Here is a 21292-nt window from a genome sequence, read left to right as displayed (position 1 = left end):
CCATGCAAGAACACGCAGGCAACATCGTCTTCATCGAAGATGATCCGCATATCCGCAAGCTGGTCAGGAGTGCGCTCGAACAGGAGGGCTTCATCGTCCACGAAGCCAAGAGCGCGCGCGAAGGCGTCACCGAGGCCGGCACCCGCAAGCCCGACCTGATCATCCTCGACCTCGGCCTGCCCGATGGCGATGGCAAGCAGGTCGTCAGCGAGATCCGCAACTGGAGCAGCGTGCCCATCGTGATCCTCTCGGCGCGCACCCAGGAATCGGAAAAAGTGGAAGCCCTCGACGCCGGTGCCGACGACTATCTCGTCAAGCCCTTCGGCATGCCCGAGCTGCTGGCCCGCATGCGCGCGCAGTTGCGTCGCCACGCGCGCGCTTCAGGCGCTGGCCAGTCCAGTGGCCGCTACCGGCTGGGTGAGGTGATGGTGGACTTGCCGGCCCGCAGCGTGACGCGCAATGGCGAGGCGCTGCATCTGACGCAGATCGAATACCGCCTGCTGTCCACGCTGCTGCGCGACGCCGGACGGGTCATCACGCACCGCCAGTTGCTGGTGGCCGGTTGGGGACCTTCGCATGCGGAAGATGGCCATTACCTGCGCATCTACATGCAGCGCCTGCGCCAGAAGCTGGAGCAGGATGCAGCCCAGCCGGTGCACATCCTCACCGAGATCGGCGTGGGTTACCGGCTGGCCGACGTGGTGGCCGAATGAGCGGCCATCGCTGACGGATCAGGGCCAGTTCAGCAGCGGCAGCGCCAGACCGACCATCACGATGCAGCCCAGGTTGAGCAGCAGGCGCTGGCGCTTGAGCACGAAGGAAAGCAGCCAGGCCCCGGCCACGAAGACGATGAAATTGGCCAGGTATTGCTTGCCGGCCGCAGTGACTTCCAGGTCCGGTGCATCGGCCAGTCCCGAGAACTTCCAGGCGCAGGCCAGCGCAGCCAGCACCGCGCAGTTGAAGTAGGTATTGACGGTGGGGAAGCTTTCTTCCAGATGATCGGAGATGTCCACGCTCTCGCATCGACCGTCACGGTACAGTGCATCCAGCCAGTGGCGCTCACCACGCCAGCGGTACAGCGTGGTGCCATCCTCGCGCGCCTGCTGAGCGTGGGGCGGCCCCAGGCGCGCGTTCATGAAGTCCGGCGCCGTGTTGCGCCATTCTGCGGTCCGGGCGGCGCGGAAGCCTTGCTCCAGTGTGCGCGCCTTGCGTCGCCGGCCCAGTTGCTTCAGAGCCAGCTGGGCCAGGGCCAGGGAATTGAACAGGTAGATCCATTGCAGGATGGTGGCGTAATCGGCTTGCATGGGCAGCTCGGCGTGAAGGGCAGGAGTGAGGATGCCGCATCTTGCCGTCAGCCTGACCGATTGTCCAGCCCGACCGGGGCTTGAGTCAGGGACTGCCCGAGGGTGGCTCCAGGACGATATGAACCTGGGGCCTGTTGATGAAATGGGTTCTAACTTTTCTTTATTGTTTGGCGTGGCCGATTTTTCCCTGCATATGGCCCCACAGTGTTTTCTTTGCGTCTGCAACCATCTGATCCCGGACGATACAGCCCGTCTTCTGGTATCTGATGAAAACCTGATCAATCCCCCCGTCCGGGCCAGTTGGGCGCACGCTTCTCCAGAAACGCCTGTATCCCCTCCATCGCCTCGGCATCCATGATGTTGCAGGCCATCACCTCGGCAGCATGGGCATACGCATCCGGCAGCGCCATCATCTGCTGGCGATACACCATGGCCTTGCCGCGCGCAATCGAGACGGCAGGCTTGCTGCAGATCTCGCGGGCCAGCGCCTCGGTGGCGGCGTCGAGCTCATCGGCCCGCACCACTTGATTGATGAGCCCCCACTGCTCTGCTGTGGTCGCATCGATGAACCTGCCGGTAACAAGCATCTCGAAAGCCCGCTTGATCGGCAGGTTGCGCGTCAAGGCCACCGCCGGGGTGGAACAGAAGAGGCCCACATTGATGCCCGATACCGCAAAGCGCGCCTGGTCGGACGCCACCGCCAGGTCACAGCTGGCCACCAGCTGGCAGCCGGCGGCCGTGGCCAGCCCCTGCACCTTGGCGATGACCGGGACCGGCAACGCCCGCAGCGACTGCATCAGACGGCTGCAGCGGTCAAACAATTGCCGGTAGCAAGCCTGCTCGGGGGTGGCGCGCATTTCGCGCAGGTCGTGGCCGGCGCAGAAGGCGCGGCCCTGGGCAGCCAGAATCACGCAGCGTACCTGCGTATCTTGCGCCAGCGCATCGAGCTGCGCCTGCAAGGCCGCCAGCATGGCGTCGGAGAGAGCATTGAATTGTGCCGGCCGGTTCAGGGTGAGCGTGGTGATGCCGTGCTGGTCGTGGCGCAGCAGCAGGTCCTGGCTTGTCTCTTGCATGGTGTGGTCTCCGAATGGGGGCGCCCGTGTCATGTCATCGCCGGGCCTCCCGGAAGACTACCTCAAGCGCTGCTTCGATGCAGCCCCTACACCATGCCCAGCAGCGCCTCCAGGTCTTCGTCCTCACCCTGGGGGGCGGACATGTCGAGCACGCTCTCGATATGGTGCAGGTGCGCCAGCATGGTGGCCACCGCCTTTTCCGTGCGACCGGCGGAGATGGCGTCGATGATGTCGCCGTGGTCATCATGGGTGCAGGCCGGCACGGTCGGGGAGTCGTACAGCACGATGATGAGGCAGGTCAGCGAGGCCAGCTCACGCATCATCTTGCTCATCACCGGGTTGTCCACCATGTCGGCAATACGGATGTGGAATTCCCCCGAGAGCCGGATGATGGCGCGCCGGTCGTTGCTGGCGCGCGCCTGCGCTTCCTCGGCCACATGCGCACGCAACAGCGCGATGTGCTCGGGCCGGGTGTGCTCGCACAGGTGGCGTAGCAGGGCCGGTTCCAGCATGCGGCGTGCGGCGAAGATGTTGCGGGCTTCCTCCGGCGTCGGGCTGGCGACGAAGGCGCCACGGTTGGGAATGGTCGTGATCAGGCCCTCATGCGCCAGCCGCGCCAGCACCTCGCGCACCCGCGTGCGGTTCACGCCGAAGATGCCGGCCAGCTTCTCCTCCACCAGCTTGGTGCCGGGCGTGAGACGGTGTTCCATGATGGCGCCGACGATGCGTTCATAGATGGCATCACCGGCCAGCGGTCGCACGCTCAGGGCCTGACCCGGGAGCGGGCTGGTGTCCGGATGCTCGTGCTTGCCGGGTTTCTTGCGGGGGCTGCTGGCGGGAGTCGGGCGCATGTTCTCTCATGGGATGACTGGGATTTGCCCGCCATGATAGCGGAAAATTGTGGTGATTGATTGTCACAAAATAATAAAATTAGGCGTACAAAAATGACTGTGAAATGTTGCACTTTGGTGGGGCGTTTTTCTTGTCGCGATGGTGCAATCGGCTTCCTTTGGTGCGCCCGTCGGGATTGTCGGTCGGCAATGCAGAGTGGAAAGACATTCCGATAAGGCCGCTACAAAGGCTCTTCAAGAAGAATTCTCGCCGTCTGCGAGCGCGCTTTTCGGGCTGGCACAGGCTTTGCATAAACGGTGGCAATAGAAAATCAAATTGTCACAAAATAGCCTGTTTCGATTGTCCACCTGGGAGAAAACCATGCAACAGCAAGTCCGCAAGTCCCCCTCCGGCCTGTTCTTCAAGGCTGCCGCCTTGGCCACCCTGCTGGCCTGCAGTGCTCTGGGTGCCGGTTCGGCCATGGCCCAGGCCAAGCCCAAGATCAAGCTGGCCTATGCCAAGTGTGCGCACTGCATGTCCATGGCCATGGTGCCGGCGCTGGCGCAGAACGTGGACATCGAGGGCATCAACTTCACCGCCGGCAGCGATGCCCTCACGGCCTTGGTCTCCAAGAGCGTGGACATTGCCCAGGTGACTTACCTGGCCTACGTCAGCGGTCTGGACAAGGGCTTCGACCTGGTGGCGGTGTCGGGCCAGGTCAATGGTGGCTCGGAGATGCTGGTGGGCAAGGACAGCACGCTGGCCTCGGATGACTGGGCCGGTCTCAAGAAGCTGATTGCGCAATACAAGGCCGAGGGCAAGCCCTTCCGCATCGCAGCCTCGCGCGGCAATGCCCAGGACCTGCACATGCGGGGCGAACTGGCCGGCCATGGCATCGATCCCTCCAAGGACGTCCAGTTCGTCAACATCCCCAACCCGTCCGACCACGCCGCCGCACTCGCGCGCGGCGAGGTCGAGCTGATCTGCTCGGTCGAGCCCTTCGCTTCGCAGATCCGCATGACCGGGGTTGGCAAGCATTTTGCCTATCCCTATGACCAGGCGGCCGGGCGACTGACCAACCTGATCGTCACGCGTTCGGATGTCATCAAGGAGCATCCGGCCGAGGTCAAGGAGACCGTGGCGGCGGTGGTCCGGCTGGTCGACGGGCTGCAGAAGGACAAGCAGGGCTGGATCAACAGCATCGTCAAGGGCACCGGGCTGGATGCCAAGATCGCCACCGAGGCGCTCAAGAACGCCTATCCCGACTATCGCATGTACCGCACCCAGACCAAGGCCATCGCCGTGATGATGAAGGACCTGCGATACGTCTCCAGCGATGTCTCTGCCCTGGCCGAGAAGAACATGGACTACAGCTTCCTGATGAGCGTGACCGGCAAGCCCAAGACCGAACTCGGTTATTGATCCACGATCTGGCCCCAAAGGAATCATCATGAGCGGATGGAAGCAATCCCTGTCGGAAGCCAAGTGGCGCTTTGCGGTGCCGCTGTTGCTGGTCTTGTTCTGGGAGGCCTTCTCCCGCTCGGGCGTGATTCCGCCCGCGCTGTTACCGGCACCCTCGCGGGTGTTCGTGACCTGGATGGACTGGATTTTCGGCTTCAATGAAGCGGCCCAGGACAGCAGCGGCAAATGGATCTACGACGCCATGGCCAGCTGCCTGCGCGTGACGGCAGGCTACCTCATCGCGGCGGTCTCGGGCATCGCGCTGGGTGTGGCCATCGGCTGGTGGCGCTGGGTCGAACGCACCATCGAACCGACGGTGCAGATGCTGCGGCCGATTCCCCCGGTGTCATGGATTCCGCTGGCCATCATCTGGTTCGGTATCGCCAACAAGCCGGCCATCTTCCTGGTGTTCCTGGGGGCTTTCTTCCCGATCCTGATGAATACCGTCCATGGCGTCAAAACCGCCGACCGCAACCTGCTGCGCGCTGCCGCCATGGCCGGCGCAAAACAGAGCCAGCTGCTGCGCTTCGTGATCCTGCCGGCGGCCATGCCCAGCATCTTTGCCGGCCTGCGTATCGGCATCGGCAGTGCCTGGATGTTGACGGTGACTGCCGAGATGGTGGCCGTCAAGAGCGGGCTGGGCTATGCGCTGTGGGATTCGTATTACTTCCTGCGCTATGACCTGGTGATCGCGGCCATGATCAGCATCGGCCTGCTGGGTTTCCTGGCGGACTGGATCCTCAAGCAGATCATGCACTCCATGCTGCGCTGGCAGCACGTGGCTACCGTGCAGGGCAAGGGCTGAAAAGACGGCCTCGGGCTGTTCATCAACGATCAAGGACATCGCATCATGGCATTCATCGAACTCAACGATATCGTCAAGGTCTTCAAGGACCGCAAGCGCGGCACCGACATGCTGGCCATCGACCACGTGAGCCTGCGCCTGGAAAAGAAGGAATTCCTCTGCCTGCTCGGTCCCTCCGGCTGTGGCAAGTCGACGCTGTTGAACATGATCGCCGGCTTTGAGTTTCCCACCAGTGGCGTGGTGACCGTGGCCGGCAAGCCCATCACCGGTCCCGGCGCGGATCGCGGTATGGTGTTCCAGCAGGCCAACCTGATGCCCTGGTTGCCGGTCTGGGACAACGTCGCATTCTCGCTCAAGCTGCAGGGCAAGAGTGCCGCCCAACGACGTGCGGCGGCACAGCCTTTCATCGAGACGGTCAAGCTCAAGGGTTTCGAGAATCACTATCCGAGCGAACTCTCGGGAGGCATGGCGCAGCGCGTGGGGATTGCCCGCGCACTGCTGCAAAATCCCTCGGTGATCCTGATGGACGAACCCTTCGCCGCACTCGATGCGCAGACCAAGATGGAAATGCAGGAAGAACTGGTGGCCCTGTGGCAGCGCTACGAGGGCACCATCGTCTTCGTTACCCACAGCGTGGATGAAGCGCTGATCCTGGCCACCAAGGTAGCGGTGATGACGCACCGGCCCGGTCGCATGCGCGAGCTGATCGACATCGACCTGCCGCGTCCGCGTGATACCACCACGCCCGAATTCAACCAATACAAGCGCCACGTGCTGAGCCTGATCCGCGAGGAATCGGCGCTGGCCCATGCCGACGCTGCCCTGCTGGCAGCCTGAAAGGAAATCTCATGATCCCACGTACTCTGCTCGGCATGCTCACGCCGTCCTCCAACACCACGCTGGAACCGGTCACCACCGCCATGCTGGCCGACATCCCCGAGGCCAGTGCGCATTTCGGACGTTTTCGGGTGACCGAGATCGCGCTGTCCAATCAGGCCCTGGCGCAGTTCGACGACAGCGAGATCCTGCGCGCCGCCGAACTGCTCTCGCATGCCAAGGTCGGCAGCATCGCCTGGAATGGCACCTCTTCGGGCTGGCTGGGTTTCGATGCCGATGAACGCCTGTGCCGTCGCATCACCGACGCCACCGGCATTGCGGCCTGCACGTCGGTGCTGGCCTTGAACGAAATCTTCGACATCACCGGCGTGAAGCGTTTCGGTCTGGTCACGCCTTATCTGGACGAGGTGCAGGCCGCCATCATCAAGAACTACGCAGCCTCGGGGCTGGAGTGCGTGTCAGAACGCCACCTGCGCAAGCAGGACAATTTCTCTTTCTCCGAAGTCAGTGCCGACGAACTGCGTGCCATGGTCCGCGAAGTCGCCAGGGACAAGCCGCAGGCCATCACCATCTTCTGCACCAACCTGCGCGGTGCTCCGTTGGTGGAAGAGCTGGAGCGCGAGGTCGGCATCCCGATCTACGACACCATCTCCACCGTGGTCTGGAAATCACTGCAACAGGCCGGTGCCGATCCTTCGCGCATTCGCGGCTGGGGCAGCCTGTTCCGCGACGTGCGCTAGCGCTGGCCGCCTCTGCGGCAATTTCTTCTACCTCCCTTGACTGACGCACCGGCTGTTGCCGGCGGCGCGGGGTGATACACGCTTGTTGGAAAGGAATACAGATGGACAGCTTTGACCTGGTGATCCGCAACGGTACCGTGGCGACCGCCTCCGACATCATGCAGTGCGACGTCGGCATCAAGGACGGCAAGGTCGCCATGCTGGGACGCGGACTGCCGCCCGGCCGTGAAGAGATCGATGCCAGCGGCAAGCTGGTGCTGCCCGGCGGCGTGGATGCGCATTGCCATCTGGACCAGCCGATGGAAGAGGGGCTGCGCATGGCCGACGATTTTCGCAGCGGCACCATTTCCGCTGCCTGCGGCGGCACCACCACGGTCATCCCGTTCGCGGCGCAGGCCAAGGGCGGTTCCTTGCGCGCGGCGGTGGAGGATTACCATCGCCGCGCCGAGGGCAAGGCGGTGATCGATTATGCCTTCCACATGATCGTCAGCGACCCCAGCGAAGAGGTCCTCAGGAACGAGTTGCCGCAACTGGTGCGCGAGGGCTACACCTCCTTCAAGATCTACATGACCTATGACGATCTCAAGCTCAATGACCGCCAGATCCTCGACCTGCTGGCGCTGGCGCGCCGGGAAGGGGCGCTGGTCATGGTGCATGCGGAAAATGCCGACTGCATCGGCTGGCTCACCGAGCAGCTGGAAGAAGCCGGGCTGACCGCGCCCAAATACCACGCCCATTCGCGGCCGATGATGGTGGAACGCGAGGCCACGCATCGCGCCATCGCCCTGTCCGAACTGGTGGACGTGCCCATCCTGATCGTGCATGTCTCCGGCCGCGAAGCCATCGAGCAGATCCGCTGGGCGCACGGTCACGGCCTGCGCATCCATGCCGAGACCTGCCCGCAATACCTGGTGCTGACGGCCGAGCAACTCGATGACGGCTACCACGGTGCCAAGTGCGTCTGCAGCCCGCCGCCGCGCGACAAGGCCAACCAGCAATATGTCTGGGATGGCCTGGCCAGTGGCTTGTTCACGGTGTTTTCCTCGGACCATGCGCCGTTCCGCTACGAGGATGCGCAAGGCAAGAAACCGGGCGGGCAGGAAGTGCCGTTCCGCTACATCCCCAATGGCACGCCAGGGCTGGAGACGCGCATGCCCATCCTGTTCTCCGAAGGCGTGGGCAAGGGCCGTATCGATCTCAATCGTTTCGTGGCGCTGACCGCCACCGACCCGGCCAAGATGTATGGCCTCTATCCGCGCAAGGGCACCATCGCCATCGGCAGCGATGCCGACATCGCCATCTGGGACCCGCACCGCCAGGTCACGGTGCGCAACAGCATGCTGCATCACGATGTAGACTACACGCCCTATGAAGGCATGCCGCTGACCGGCTGGCCGGTGCTGACGGTCTCACGCGGCGAGATTGTGTGGCGTGATGGCGAGGTGCTGGGGGCGCCGGGGCGCGGGCAATTCCTGCCCTGCGGCTTGCCGGATCCGGCCCGGCCCAAGGTGCAAATTCCTGGCTAACAAGAATTTATAAACAATTTATCGATTAATTGTCAGTTTGGCCTTTAGTGTGCGTGTCGCAAGCCGTAATCTGCATGGGGGGAGGATCGCCATGGATTGCCTGGCGGCAAGCTGGGGCTGCGTGGTCGTGTCATTCCCGCCAATGACGTCTGTTTCGCCCTTTCCGATAACGACCACGCCTCCACGCTCATGATGAATCGACTCTCGCTGAAGAAAAAACTCTGGCTACCCCTGGTGTTCTCCTGGATGGCCTTGCTGTTCCTCTCCGTCTGGCATGCCTACCAGACCCGTGACCTGCAGATCGCCGAACGCCAGCGCGGGCTGGAGGACGTGACCGAAATGGCCTATACCACCGTGGCCGGCTTCGCCAAACTGGAGGCCGACGGCAAGCTCTCCCGCGCCGAGGCGCAACAGGGTGCCATCGCCCGCATCCGCGACCAGCGCTATACGGGCGACGGCTACGTCACCCTGGTGGGGGCCGATTCCACCATCGTCATGCACCCCATCAACACCAAGCTCGATGGCCGCAACATGCTCTCCTTCAAGGATGCCAAGGGCAACGAACTCTACAAGATGATCGCCGCCGCCGGCGCTTCGCCGAGCGGCAAGGGTTTTCTTCAATACTGGTGGCCGCGCCCGGGCAGCGACAAGCCCAGCCCCAAGATGGGCTTCGTCAAGCGTTTCAAGCCCTGGAATTGGGACCTGATCTGCAGCGTCTATTCCGATGACATCGAGGCCGACTTCCGTCGCGCCCTGGTGCAGGCCGTGGTGGTGCTCATCGCGCTGGGCGTGCTGCTGTCCATTATCGCCGGCCTGGTCTCGCGCAACATCTTCCGCTCCATCGGCGGCGAGCCCTCCGAAGCCGCCGCGATGGCGCGCAAGATCGCCGCCGGTGACCTCACCGGCAGCATCCGCACCAGCAGCGGCGACCAGCACAGCCTGGTGGCGGCCGTGGCCTATACGCGCGATCGCCTGGTTCAGACCGTGCAAGGCATCAAGGGGGCGACCGTGTCCATCAAGACCTCGGTCGATGAAATCGCCAACGGCAACATGGACCTCTCCAACCGTACCGAGCAACAGGCCGGTTCGCTCGAAGAGACCGCCTCGGCCATGGAAGAACTGACCTCCACCGTCAGGCAGAACGCCGCCAACGCCCAGCACGCCAACCAACTGGCTTCGGGTGCGGCCAAGGTGGCGATCCAGGGCGGTGAAGTGGTGGGGCAGGTGGTGCAGACCATGGCCTCCATCAATGCCTCCTCGCGCAAGATCGTGGACATCATCAGCGTCATCGACGGCATCGCCTTCCAGACCAATATCCTGGCGCTGAACGCTGCGGTGGAAGCGGCCCGCGCCGGCGAGCAGGGGCGGGGCTTTGCCGTGGTGGCTTCGGAAGTGCGCTCGCTGGCCCAGCGCTCGGCCGCCGCCGCCAAGGAGATCAAGCAGTTGATCGACGATTCGGTAGGCAAGGTCGATACCGGGACCCACCTGGTCCAGCAGGCCGGGCAGACCATGCAGGAAGTGGTGGACAGCATCCAGGGCGTTTCCACCGTGGTCAGCGAGATCGCCACCGCCAGCCACGAACAGAGCGCCGGCATCGAACAGGTCGGAGAAGCCATCACCCAGATGGATGAAACCACCCAGCAGAACGCCGCTCTGGTGGAACAGGCCGCCGCTGCCGCACAGTCGCTCCAGGAGCAGGCGGAAAAGCTGGTCAATCTGGTCGGAGTCTTCACCCTGGATCGACAGGGGCAGGGGGGCCTGGCCGTGCGCTAGGGGTTGGCGGGCACCTGCCCGCATTAACCTTCATATCGGCCGGAAAGGGGGCGGTTGCTGCGGAACGGCAGGCCGCCCTTTTTCCATGGGCTTGCAGTGGCTCCGGAGTGGTGCATGCTGCACCAAATGGGTCTTTGCAGACAAATAATCTGAAGATCAGTGCTTTGGCGGCAGCAAGTGCTGTCAAGATGCCTGTCTCCCCTCAAATACGGCAGCACTATTTGCCGCCTCTTCTCTACCATGAGAGCCGTTTGGATGCGCTGCAGCATGCCCCGGACGGCTCGGTTTCCCGGCCTGCGGCGCTCCGCCTTTTCCTCCTGGAGCCCAGATGTCCACCGCCATTGCCGCACCCGCCACCGCCCGCCCTGTCTCCTCCCGGCCGCAGCCGATGAGCCGGCTTTTCCTGGTCTGCGTGGTCGTGGCGATCTGCATCTGGGGCGGCAACTGGCCGGTGATGAAATTCGGCAGCCAGTTCATCCCGCCGCTGTGGTTCGCAGCCAGTCGTTTCCTGTCGGCTGCCATTCTCAGCTTCGCCATCGCTGTCGCGCTGGGCAAGCTGCGCTTGCCGACCCGCCAGGAGTGGCCGGTGGTGGCTGGTGTGGGCGTGTTGCAGATGGGTCTCTTCACGGCGCTGGTGACGGGCGCCTTGCACTTCGTCATGCCGGGGCGCGCTTCGCTGATTGCCTACGCCACCTCGATCTGGGTGGTGCCGGGCGCAGCGCTGGTGTTGAAGTACAAACTGAGCACCCGGCAATCGCTGGCCACCGTCTGCAGCTATGCAGGCATGGCGGTGATCGTGCTGCCGGCGCTGCTGCATGCGGACCTGCACAGCATGATCGGCTACCTGATGCTGGGTGCGGCTTCGCTGTCCTGGGCCATGAACATTCTGCAGATCAAGCTGACCCCCGGCGTGAAGCTGGACTTCGACCTCCTGCCCTGGCAGACGCTGGTGGCCGCCGTGCCGCTGTGCGGGCTGGCCTTGCTGGTGGATGGCGCACCGACCTTCCTGGCCGATCCGCACTCCTGGGGCGTGATTGCCTATACCGGTCCGCTGGCCACCGCGCTGACTTTCCTGATCGTGTTGCAGATGACCCAGCGGCTCTCGCCGGTGACGGTCTCGGTCTGCATGCTGGGTGTGCCGGTGGTGGGCCTGACCTTGTCCTCGCTGGTCTTCGGCGAGAAGCTCTCGGCCGATCTGCTGCTGGGCATGGGGCTGCTGTGCCTGGGGCTGCTCTTGCCGGCGCTGCCCGCGCCGGGCTGGCGTCGCACCCTGAGCAAGGCGTGATGCAGGTGCTCTTCAGCGATCGGTGAGGTAACGCGCAATGCGCTCGCCGAGCAGTTCACGCAATGCGCGCACCGTGGGCGAGAGGCTCATGCGATGCGTGCAGACCAGGTTCAGCGGCGAAGCTTCTCCGGCGTAATCTTCCATCAGGGCTTCCAGCCTGCCGTTGCGCAGGTCGGCCAGCACATCCAGTCGCGACTTGTAGGCAATGCCCCGGCCATCCACGGCCCAGCGGTGCACCAGTTCGCCATCGTCGCAGACGCGGTCGCCGTTGACCTGCACCGGTACCGGGGTGCCGTCCTGGAAAAAAGTCCACTGCGAATGCAGCATGTCCGACAGCAGATAGCGCAGGCAGTTGTGCTGGCGCAGGTCGGCCGGGGTACGCGGACGACCATGGCGGGCCAGATAGTCGGGTGAGGCGCACAGCACGCGGCGGTTGTCGGGGGCCAGGGGCAGGGCGACCAGGCTGGAATCTTCCGGCGGGCTGTAGCGGATGGCCACCTCCACCGGCTGGCGGAACATGTCGGCCACGCGATCGCTGATGCGCACCTGCAGGCTCACCGCCGGATGCTGGGCCTGGAATTCATCGAGCCACTGGCACATCAGGTTGCGCCCGAAATCCGAGGGCACCGACAGCGACAGGTTGCCGCCGACCACGCGCCTGCCGTGGGCCACGGCGTCGCGTCCGGCATTGATTTCGGCCAGCACGTTGCGGGCGTATTGCAGGTAGCGTTCGCCATCGGGCGTCAGACGCAGACTGCGCGTGGAGCGCGCCAGCAGGCGTGCGCCGAGTTCGCCTTCGAGGCGCTTCATGGCGGCACTGGCCACCGCAGGGGTGACATCGTGCTGGCGGGCGGCGGCGGAGAGGCTGCCGTTGTCGGCGGCACAGACGAAGATGGCGAGGTCTTCCAGACGAATCATGAGCGGCAATGTTGAACAGGGAGGATCGAAGTTCTCATTTTACTTTCAATTATTTTTTGAAAATGTTTCTGTCCCGCTCGGCTTTGTTGAAACCGCATCCTGCCCGATGATGTCACGCAAGCCGCACTCGCCAATTCATGAGCATTAAGCGCGCTTTAATGCTCAACGCCACCACCATTAAACGCAAGGAAACCCCATGAGCCTGCTCCAAGCCGCCCGCAAACGTCACTCCACCAAAGCCTTCGATCCCAGCCGCAAGGTCCCCGAGAACATCATCGCCGAACTGCGCGAGCTGCTGCGCCTGGCACCATCGTCGGTAAATTCGCAGCCCTGGCATTTCGTGGTGGCTTCCACTGATGCCGCCAAGGCCCGCATCGGCAAGGCCGCCGAAGCCGGTCATCCCTACAACCTGCCCAAGATCCTCAACGCCTCGCACGTGCTGGTGCTGTGCGCCCGCACCGCCATCAGCGAGCCGCACCTCGACGCCGTGCTGGAGAAAGAAGACGCCGATGGCCGCTTCGCCAATGCCGAGGCCAAGGCCGGCCAGCACGGCTCGCGTCTGCTCTACAGCAACCTGCATCGCTATGAATTGAAGGATGCCCAGCACTGGATGGAAAAGCAGGTCTACCTGGCGCTGGGCACGCTGCTCTTGGGCGCGGCCGATCTGGAAGTGGATGCCGTGCCGATGGAAGGTTTCAATGCCAAGGTGCTGGATGAGGAACTGGGCCTGCGCGAGAAGGGTTTCACCAGCGTCGTGCTGGTCGGCCTGGGCTACAGCGGTGCCGATGACTTCAATGCCAAGCTGCCGAAGTCGCGCCTGGCTGCCGAGACTGTCTTCACTGACCTGTAATCGGCATCACGCGCTGGTCCCTCACACCTGATGGATCAGCGCATTGGCTGCCTGCTGCAAGGCGGGCAGCACGCGCGCCAGCGTCTGTTCCTGCGATTCCACCGCCAGCGGGAAGCTCAGGCTGAGCGCCCCCACCACCTTGGCATGCCGATTCTTGAGCGGCACCGCAATGCCGCGTACTCCCGTCTGCAATTGCTGCTCCACCAGGGCATAGCCCTGCTGGCGTGCCTGCGCGATCAGCTCGTAGAGGCGATCCGGATCGGTGATGGTGTGGGGCGTGAAGGGCGTCATGGCACAGGTGGCCAGCCAGTCGCGCACCTGCTGTTCGGGCAGGGCACCGAGCATCACGATGCCCGGTGAGGCCAGTTGTGCCGGTACCCGTGCGCCCAGCACGAAGCCGGTGGTCATCACCCGCGTGGTGCCGTTGCGGGCGATGAAGACCAGGTCCCAGCCATCGAGCACGCTGGCATAGACGGCCTCGCCGGTCTGCCCGGTGATCTGCTGGAGATGCGGTTGCAGGATGCGCGGCAGCGGCGCCGAATCGAAATACGACCAGCCCACTTTCAGCACCCGGGGCGTGAGGGCGAAGGTCTTGCCTTCGCTGTGCAGGTAGCCCAGGTGTTCCAGCGTGAGCAGATAACGTCGCGCGGCGGTGCGTGAGAGGCCCGTGCGTGCCGCCACCTGCGCCGAGGTCATGCGCTGGTTGTCGTAGTCGAAGGCTTCCAGGATCAGCAATCCCTTCTCCAGTCCGGCAATCCAGTCGCGCCGGGCCAGGCCGCCCTCGCCAGCCTCGCTGCCGTCTTCCGGCAAGTCGATCTTCTCCCGTTCGCTCATCGCTGACCCCTCGTCCTCATACCCACATCATCAGCGTATTGGCCGTGGTCTGCAGCGCCGGTACGCCGCGTGCGATGGCTTCCTCGCGCGAGCAGGCGGCGATGTTGGAGGTCACGCTCAAGGCGCCGATGACGCGGCCATTGCGGTTCTTGACCGCAATGGCGATGCCGCGCATGCCCATCTCGAACTGGTTCTCGGTAATGCCATAGCCCTGCTTGCGCATGGTGACGATCTCGGTGAACAGGGCGGCCTTGTCGGTCATGGCCATGTGGGTGTGCGGGATCAGGGTCACGCGGTCCAGATAGGCGGCGATCTCGGCATCCTCGCGCATGCCCAGCAGCACGCGACCGGCCGTGGTGGTGTAGGCCGGCAGGCGCGTGCCCGGCTCGAAACCGGCATTGACCAGCTGCGCAGCCGTCACGCGGGTGACGTAGACGATCTCGTCGCCATCGAGCAGGGAGAAATTGGTGGACTCCTGCAACTGCTGGGTCAGCCGTTGCAGGAAGGGCACCACCGCGCGCGGCACGCGGGCCGATTCCAGATAGGACTGGCCCAGGTTCAACAGACGCGGCATGAGCCAGAACTTCTTGCCGTCCGAGGCCGCCATGCCGGTGTGCACCAGCGTGAGCAGATAACGGCGCGCGGCGCTGCGGGTCAGGCCCACGCGCTCGGCCACCTCGCTGGCCGTCAGCTGTGGTGAATCGCTGTTGAAGGCGGTGATGACATCAAATCCCTTCATCAATCCTTCGATCAGGTCACGTTTCTGGATGTCCAGTTCCACGGAGGTTTGGTCGATCATCGTAAAAAAAGTCCAGAAATGAGTGATTGGCGAACAAGTTGCGCGATTATCGCACGTTTGGGCGTATGTCGGCCTTTTTGCGGGGGTGGGGCTTGGCTATACTCGGCTCCGAGACAAATCATCGGGATCATGATGAACACCATAGAAAACAATCCTGTCCCCACCAATCCGCTGGGCATCGATGGCATCGAGTTCATCGAATACGCCACCAGCGAGCCGCTGGCGCTGGGCGCGGTGCTTGAGCGCATGGGTTTCGAACAGGTCGGTCGCCATCGTTCGCGTGAGGTGGTGCTCTACACCCAGGGCGGGATGAACGTGATCGTCAACGCCGATGTGTCGGCCTGGTCCGGTTTCGATCACGAGGTGCAGGCCACCAACCTGAGCGCCATCGCGCTGCGCGTGCGCGATGCCAACGAGGCCTATCGCCGCGTCACCGAACTGGGTGCCTGGCCGATTCCCACGCGTGCCGGGGCGATGGAACTGAACATCCCGGGTGTTCATGGCTGTGGCGATTCCATCATCTACTTCGTCGACCGCTATCGCGATTTCTCCATCTACGACGTTGACTTCAAGCCTTCCAGCCAGGAGCGGCGCAAGACCACGGCGCTCTCGGGCATGCACTTCTTCGGGCTGGTGCAGGCGGTGGGGCCGGAGCGCACGCGCGAATGGATCGACTTCTATTCTTCCTTGATGGGATTTTCGGTGCTGCCGGAAGGGCAATTCTTCGGCATCCTGCCCAAGGGCATGCTGCTGGCCAGTCCGTGCCGCCAGTTCTACATCCAGCTGGTGGAACCGCCCGCGGGCACTGAAGACATCCATTGGGAAGAAGAGTGGCTGCGCCTGGGCCTGGGCACGTCCGACGTGCTGCAAGCCGTGCGGCAATTGCAGGAGCGCGGCGTGATCTTCGTCGACCGTGCACCCACCCAGATCAGCGAGCGTGGCGCGCTCACCCAGCTTTACAAGGGCGGCATCAGTTTCGAACTGGTCCGCAGCCAGAAAGACAAGAACTGAGACCATGAAGGAAATCACAGGCACCACCCGCATCTTCCCTGTCATCGGCTGGCCGGTGGAACAGGTGAAGGCACCGACCTTGTTCAACGCTTACTTCAGGCATCACGATCTGGATGCACGCGTGATCCCGTTCAAGATCGAACCCGAGCGCTATTGCGAAGCCGTGCGCATGTTCATGAAGACGGAAAACGTCGGCGGCATCTTCGTTTCCATTCCGCACAAGCCCATGACCCTGGATGCGGTCGAACAGGCCACCCTGCGCGCCCGTGTGGCCGGCGCCTGCAATGCGGTCTACCGCGATGCCGATGGCGTGATCTGGGGCGACCTGATCGACGGCGAAGGTTTCATCCGCGCACTGGCCCGTACCGCCGCCGACCGTCCGCTGGTGTGGAACAAGACGCGCGCCCTGGTGGTGGGCACTGGTGGTGTCGGTTGTGCCATCGTCGCCTCGCTGGCCGCGCAGGGCGTGGCCGAGATCAGCGTCTTCGATACCAATCGCGCCGGGGCCGAAGCCCTGCTGGCGCGTGTGGAAGCGGCCTATCCGGCGACCCGCGTGCGCTTTGCGCCACCGGACGCCAGCGGTGTTGACCTGCTGGTGAACTGTACGCCGCTGGGCATGCACGCGGGCGACCCGATGCCCTTTGCGCTGGAAGGCGTGAGTGCCGGGGCCATCGTGGCCGACTGCGGCATGAAGATCGAGATGAGCCAGTTGCTGGTGCAGGCCCGGGCCAAGGGCTGCCGCATCCAGAAGGGCAAGGAAATGCTCATCGAGCAGGCGCCGTTGTATCTCGAATTGTTCGGCTGGCCGGGCGTGGCTGCCGACGATTTCCGTCATCTGGAGGCATTGTGAACCTCGACAATTTCGGTATGGACACCATCACCCTGCCGGGTGGACTGGAATCCAAGCTGGCCGCTTCGAAGGCAGCCGGTTTCTCGCAGCTCATGCTGTGGTCCAAGGATCTGGTCGCGTATCCCGGCGGGCTGGAAGCGGCGGTGAGGCTGGTGCGCGAGAGCGGCGTGCGCGTCACCGGCATCCAGGTCATGCGCGATTACGAAGGTCTGCAGGGAAGCCTGCACGACTACAAGGTGGACGTGGCGCGCAACCTGCTGCAGATCTGCAAGGCGGTCGGCGCGCCGCTGCTGATGGTGTGCTCCTCGACCTCGCAGCATGCCAGCGGCGATACGCGCCATATCGCGCGCGACCTCGCCAAGCTGGCCAACCTGGCGGTGCCGCTGGGCATTCGCGTGGGCTTCGAGGCCTTGTCCTGGGGGCGTCACATCAATCAATACATGCAGGCTTGGGAAGTGGTGGAGATGGCCGATCATGCCAACCTGGGCGTGGTGATCGATTCCTTCCACATCCTCGCCAATGGCGGCGCGCTGGAAGACCTGGAGGCCATTCCCGGTCGCCGCATCGTGATGGTCCAGTTGTCGGATTTCATGTGGCGCGAGATCCGCACGCCCGAAGAACGGGTGGAGACGGCGCGTCATTTACGCGTCTTCCCCGGTGAGGGCGAGCATTCGCCGGAACTGTCGGACATGGTGCGACGCCTGCATCGCGGCGGCTATCGCGGCGACTACAGCTTTGAAGTGTTCAATGACGATTACCTGCAGATGTCGCCGGCCGTGGTGGCCGAGCGTGCGCGCCGGTCCGCCAAGTGGGTGACCGATCAGGTCTTGCGGCGCGGCTTGCGGGCACGTGAGCCGGTGGCGGCGTGAACGCACTGCGTGATCTTTAACCTGCAGTCAACAATCAGTCATCGGCATTACCGCCGGCTCGCCACAACAAGACCATAGCGAGCGGGTTTGACGATGCGGCACCGTCTCCCCTGGGGCCGGTGCGCATCACCACAACAGAGGAGACCTCATGACATCGCACCGCCCTTCATCCTGAACCACCGGCCCCCTCCCTGAACACGCCAGGGAGTGCGCGGGCCCCTGCCCATTCTCCCGAACCGGACATGCCGCGCTGTGCGTCGGCAGGGGACCTGTTGCGTACGCCGGGAGTGCGGCCCGTTCTACCACCACAACCACCACAACAACCACAAACAACAGAGATCAGAGACATGAAACCACGATCCGAATGCGCATCGCGCAACTTGCGGACCCCCGTCGCCATGGGCCTGCTACTGGCCGCATCCACTGCGGCACTGGCCCAGAGCAGCAGCAACGTCACCTTGTACGGCACCGTCGATCAGTACCTGGGCTACATGCACAGCAGCAGCGGCAAGAGCCTGTGGGCGCTCAACGATGGCGCCATCCTGCGCAGCCGTATCGGCGTCAAAGGCGTGGAAGACCTGGGTGGCGGCTATGCGGCCACCTTCACGCTGGAAAACGGTTTTGCCGGTGACACCGGTGGCCTGGCCGACAGCACGCGCCTGTTCGACCGCCAGTCCTGGGTCGGCATCAGGACGCCCGCCGCAGGCGAGTTCCGCATCGGCCGCCAGAACAGCGTGCCCTTCTTCATCGGTGGCGCCATCGACTATACCGAGCGCACCACCTACGGTTCCATCATCAATACCTTCGGCGTGCCCTCGCGTTTCGACAATGACTTGTCGTGGAAGTCGCCGCGCTGGGCCGGCTTCCAGTTCGACATCCACTACGCCATGCCGGAGACGGCCGGCGAGGGACCGGGCCGCCGAGGTGTCTACCAGTTCGGTCTGGATTACACTAACGGCCCGTATCGCGCCGGTTATGCCGGTGTGGTGGCCAAGCCCAATGCCGGCGGCCTCTACAGCAATACGGTGCAATACCATAACGTGTATGCCGACTACGACTACGGCCCCGGCAAGATCTACCTGGCCTACGTACGGAGCAACAACACCACCGCCAACGCCAACGGCAACAATGCCGCGACCATCCTCAACAATGTCAGCAATCCCAACAACTTCTTTGCCGGTAACGATCCGAATATCCAGCGCTTCTACAACGTCTATCAGGTCTCGGCGGACTATCGCCTGACCCCGCAGCTGCGCATCGGCGCGCTGTATGGCGTGATGGTCGACACCTCTCACAAGGACGGTGGTGCACAGGGCGGCAACGTGGGCGCCTACTATGACCTCTCCAAGCGGACCACGCTCTATGGATTCGCCAACTACATGAAGAACCAGGCTAACGCCGGCTGGCGCTTCAGCGGCTCGGCCGGACCGGGCAGCAACCTGGCCGGGGCCGACATCAATGGCAAGAGCCTGATCGGCTTGCAGATGGGCATCCTGCATCGCTTCTGAACGACGCCATTTCCTTATACCGGCAAACCGGTCCGCATCTTCCCGACAAAACGGACGGCTTGCCCAGCATCATCACGGAGACACCATGCAATCCTCTCATTCCCGCGATCAGTCGCAGCAGAGCAAGAAGGCCGCCGCCAGCGGCTGGATCGGCTCGGCGCTCGAATACTATGACTTCTTCATCTATGCCACCGCCGCTTCACTGATTTTCCCGCAGCTGTTCTTCCCCAAGGGCGATCCGACTACGGCCATCATCGCCTCCCTGGCCACCTATGGCGTGGGCTATGTGGCGCGTCCCATCGGCGCTTTCGTGCTGGGCCACCTGGGCGACACTCATGGCCGCAAGAAGGTGTTGCTGTGGTGCATGTTTCTGATGGGTTTTTCCACCATCGGGGTGGGGCTGTTGCCGACCTATGACCAGGTCGGCCTGTGGGCACCAGCATTGCTGGTCATCATGCGCCTGGCGCAAGGCTTCGCGGTGGCCGGTGAAATCTCCGGCGCCAGTTCCATGATCCTGGAGCACTCGCCCTTCGGACGGCGCGGCTATTTTTCCAGTTTCACCCTGCAAGGGGTGCAGGCCGGACAGATCCTGGCTGCCGCCGTCTTCCTGCCGCTGGCGCACTACATGCCAGCTGAGCAGTTCAACGTGTGGGGCTGGCGCATTCCCTTCCTGTTGAGTTTCCTGGTCATCATCGCTGGCTGGATCATCCGCCGCACGGTCGAGGAAACCCCGCTCTTCAAGGCCGCTGACAAGAAGGAACTGCAGCGTCGCTCGCCGGTGGTGGAAGCCTTCCGCGACAGTTCGCCCGACATGCTGCGCGTGGTCTGCATGGCGCTCATGAACGTGATCCCGGTGGTGGCCACCATTTTCGGTGCCGCCTATGCGGTGCAGCCGGCCTATGGCATCGGCTTCGCCAAGGATGTCTACCTGTGGATTCCGGTGGTGGGCAATATCGTCGCCGTGCTGGTCATTCCCTACGTGGGCAAGCTGTCGGACCGCATCGGCCGTCGTCCACCCATCATCATCGGCTCGCTGCTGGCCGGGCTGTTCGCCTTCGCCTACCTGTATGCGATCAGCATCCGCAATGTCGAGCTGGCCTTCGTGATGTCGATTCTGATGTGGGGCGTGGTCTATCAGGGTTACAACGCGGTCTTCCCGAGTTTCTATCCGGAACTGTTCCCGGCCCGTTCGCGGGTCTCGGCCATGGCCATTGCGCAGAACGTCGGGACCGCCATCACCGCCATGCTGCCGGCGCTCTTTACCGCCGTGGCGCCCCCCGGCTCGCACAACATCTGGCTCACCGTGGGCAGCATTGCCTTCGGCATCACCGTGGTGTCGGCCCTGGCGGCGCTGTCGGCCCGCGAAACCTATCGCATCCCGCTGGAAAAACTGGGCGAGCCCGATGCCCAGCCCATGCCGCTCAACGAATATGAACGGCTGCGGGCCCAGGCCGATCTGGAAGGGCGTTACGCCAAGTCCTGAGGCGTTCCTGCCGCAGGGGAAGTGAAACAAAGCGCCGTTGCCTGCGAGGGGAACGGCGCTTTTTCCTTGGCCTGCCGCTGCGCCGGCGGCAAGGGGGTTTTCTGCTGCAGTTGCGCCTTCACCTTTTCACGCAGCTCGCTGAAGACATCCATTTCCAGCAGGGCCGTACGCTTGAGCAGTTTTTCCATCCTCTTGCGCAACTGCGCCTGCGATACCGCCCCCTCAAGCGGGCTGGCCAGTGCCTGCTGCATCTCCTCCGCCCATTGCCGCCGCCCCTGGTCCGACAGGCTGACCACGACAGAATCCTGGGTCTGCTGCGCTGCCGGCACCGGGGATGGACGGTCCGGATCGGGCGGGAAGGCGTGCCGGGCCAGCCTGGCCTGGCCCGGCACGATCTGGGGGATTGCTGCAGGCGTCACTTTCATGCGGCCCTCGAAAGGAAGGAAGATGCTCCCGTATCGGTACGCCGCTGGCCTGGCTTGAGGGATGTCAGGATCTTTTCTTTTCCTGACCAATGCAACTTTCGGCCTGTATG

The 21292-nt window shown here is 63.6% G+C and carries 21 protein-coding genes; 14 read left to right on the top strand and 7 right to left on the bottom strand.

From position 1 onward, the window contains the following. Positions 1-2 precede the first annotated feature (2 nt). A complete protein-coding gene (locus GWL_RS15160; protein ID WP_008331741.1) occupies positions 3-713 on the top strand; it encodes a response regulator in 711 nt (236 codons plus the stop codon). Positions 714-731: 18 nt separating this feature from the next. Here the strand turns inward: GWL_RS15160 and GWL_RS15155 are convergent, their stop codons facing one another. From GWL_RS15155 to GWL_RS15145, 3 genes are all read right to left on the bottom strand, one after another. Beyond that, the gene (locus GWL_RS15155; RefSeq protein WP_008331739.1) at positions 732-1304 is read right to left on the bottom strand and encodes a hypothetical protein; all 573 of its coding nucleotides are present in this window, start codon (positions 1302-1304) and stop codon (positions 732-734) included. A 278-nt stretch (positions 1305-1582) separates the two neighbouring features. After that, entirely contained in the window at positions 1583-2377 is a 795-nt protein-coding gene (locus tag GWL_RS15150) for an enoyl-CoA hydratase (protein WP_008331737.1), read from the bottom strand. 86 nt (positions 2378-2463) lie between these two features. After that, a complete protein-coding gene (locus GWL_RS15145; protein ID WP_008331734.1) occupies positions 2464-3228 on the bottom strand; it encodes a GntR family transcriptional regulator in 765 nt (254 codons plus the stop codon). Between the two features lie 361 nt (positions 3229-3589). Here GWL_RS15145 and GWL_RS15140 point away from each other — a divergent pair, with 361 nt between their 5' ends. From GWL_RS15140 to GWL_RS15110, 7 genes are all read left to right on the top strand, one after another. Next, positions 3590-4630, top strand: coding sequence for an ABC transporter substrate-binding protein (locus tag GWL_RS15140; RefSeq protein ID WP_008331733.1), 1041 nt, complete (start codon positions 3590-3592; stop codon positions 4628-4630). Between the two features lie 28 nt (positions 4631-4658). Then, positions 4659-5474, top strand: coding sequence for an ABC transporter permease (locus tag GWL_RS15135; protein ID WP_008331731.1), 816 nt, complete (start codon positions 4659-4661; stop codon positions 5472-5474). Positions 5475-5519: 45 nt separating this feature from the next. Then, positions 5520-6311, top strand: a complete 792-nt coding sequence (locus GWL_RS15130) for an ABC transporter ATP-binding protein (protein ID WP_008331714.1) — start codon at positions 5520-5522, stop codon at positions 6309-6311. An 11-nt stretch (positions 6312-6322) separates the two neighbouring features. Then, positions 6323-7051 carry an aspartate/glutamate racemase family protein gene (locus tag GWL_RS15125; protein ID WP_008331712.1) on the top strand — a complete coding sequence of 243 codons (729 nt, stop codon included), beginning with the start codon at positions 6323-6325 and terminating at the stop codon, positions 7049-7051. A 101-nt stretch (positions 7052-7152) separates the two neighbouring features. Further along, positions 7153-8577 carry a dihydropyrimidinase gene (gene hydA, locus GWL_RS15120; protein ID WP_008331711.1) on the top strand — a complete coding sequence of 475 codons (1425 nt, stop codon included), beginning with the start codon at positions 7153-7155 and terminating at the stop codon, positions 8575-8577. A gap of 192 nt (positions 8578-8769) precedes the next feature. Beyond that, positions 8770-10350 carry a methyl-accepting chemotaxis protein gene (locus GWL_RS15115; protein ID WP_034351229.1) on the top strand — a complete coding sequence of 527 codons (1581 nt, stop codon included), beginning with the start codon at positions 8770-8772 and terminating at the stop codon, positions 10348-10350. Positions 10351-10678: 328 nt separating this feature from the next. Next, entirely contained in the window at positions 10679-11635 is a 957-nt protein-coding gene (locus GWL_RS15110; RefSeq protein ID WP_008331709.1) for a DMT family transporter, read from the top strand. 12 nt (positions 11636-11647) lie between these two features. On the opposite strand, the gene GWL_RS15105 is transcribed toward GWL_RS15110, so the two are convergent. Beyond that, positions 11648-12553, bottom strand: a complete 906-nt coding sequence (locus GWL_RS15105; RefSeq protein WP_008331707.1) for a LysR family transcriptional regulator — start codon at positions 12551-12553, stop codon at positions 11648-11650. Positions 12554-12749: 196 nt separating this feature from the next. Here GWL_RS15105 and GWL_RS15100 point away from each other — a divergent pair, with 196 nt between their 5' ends. Beyond that, positions 12750-13403, top strand: a complete 654-nt coding sequence (locus GWL_RS15100; protein ID WP_008331705.1) for an oxygen-insensitive NAD(P)H-dependent nitroreductase NfsB — start codon at positions 12750-12752, stop codon at positions 13401-13403. A gap of 21 nt (positions 13404-13424) precedes the next feature. Here GWL_RS15100 and GWL_RS15095 read toward each other — a convergent pair whose 3' ends face one another. Then, complete coding sequence (locus GWL_RS15095) at positions 13425-14237, bottom strand: IclR family transcriptional regulator C-terminal domain-containing protein (protein ID WP_008331697.1); 813 nt, start codon at positions 14235-14237, stop codon at positions 13425-13427. A 16-nt stretch (positions 14238-14253) separates the two neighbouring features. Next, the gene (locus GWL_RS15090; RefSeq protein ID WP_008331696.1) at positions 14254-15036 is read right to left on the bottom strand and encodes an IclR family transcriptional regulator C-terminal domain-containing protein; all 783 of its coding nucleotides are present in this window, start codon (positions 15034-15036) and stop codon (positions 14254-14256) included. A gap of 129 nt (positions 15037-15165) precedes the next feature. On the opposite strand from GWL_RS15090, the gene GWL_RS15085 reads away from it, so the two are divergent. The 5 genes from GWL_RS15085 (at position 15166) to GWL_RS15065 (ending at position 20757) form a co-directional block, all read left to right on the top strand. After that, on the top strand, positions 15166-16047 hold the full coding sequence (locus GWL_RS15085) for a 4-hydroxyphenylpyruvate dioxygenase (protein ID WP_034350938.1): 882 nt from the start codon (positions 15166-15168) through the stop codon (positions 16045-16047). A 4-nt stretch (positions 16048-16051) separates the two neighbouring features. Then, positions 16052-16897 (top strand): shikimate dehydrogenase, encoded by an 846-nt coding sequence (locus GWL_RS15080; protein ID WP_008331694.1) that lies wholly within the window; start codon positions 16052-16054, stop codon positions 16895-16897. Beyond that, complete coding sequence (locus tag GWL_RS15075) at positions 16894-17766, top strand: sugar phosphate isomerase/epimerase (RefSeq protein WP_008331693.1); 873 nt, start codon at positions 16894-16896, stop codon at positions 17764-17766. Before GWL_RS15080 ends, GWL_RS15075 begins: the two co-directional genes overlap by 4 nt. A 398-nt stretch (positions 17767-18164) precedes the next feature. Next, positions 18165-19274, top strand: coding sequence for a porin (locus GWL_RS15070; protein ID WP_008331691.1), 1110 nt, complete (start codon positions 18165-18167; stop codon positions 19272-19274). Positions 19275-19359: 85 nt separating this feature from the next. Further along, the gene (locus tag GWL_RS15065) at positions 19360-20757 is read left to right on the top strand and encodes an MFS transporter (protein WP_008331689.1); all 1398 of its coding nucleotides are present in this window, start codon (positions 19360-19362) and stop codon (positions 20755-20757) included. Here the strand turns inward: GWL_RS15065 and GWL_RS15060 are convergent. Further along, positions 20742-21182 (bottom strand): hypothetical protein, encoded by a 441-nt coding sequence (locus tag GWL_RS15060; RefSeq protein ID WP_008331688.1) that lies wholly within the window; start codon positions 21180-21182, stop codon positions 20742-20744. The two genes, GWL_RS15065 and GWL_RS15060, sit on opposite strands and share 16 nt — an antisense overlap. Positions 21183-21292: the final 110 nt, after the last annotated feature.

The organism is Herbaspirillum sp. GW103, assembly GCF_000261365.1.
GTDB lineage: Bacteria > Pseudomonadota > Gammaproteobacteria > Burkholderiales > Burkholderiaceae_D > Herbaspirillum.
Note: the sequence above shows the minus strand (reverse complement) of the source record. Positions and strands in the feature narration are given on the sequence as shown.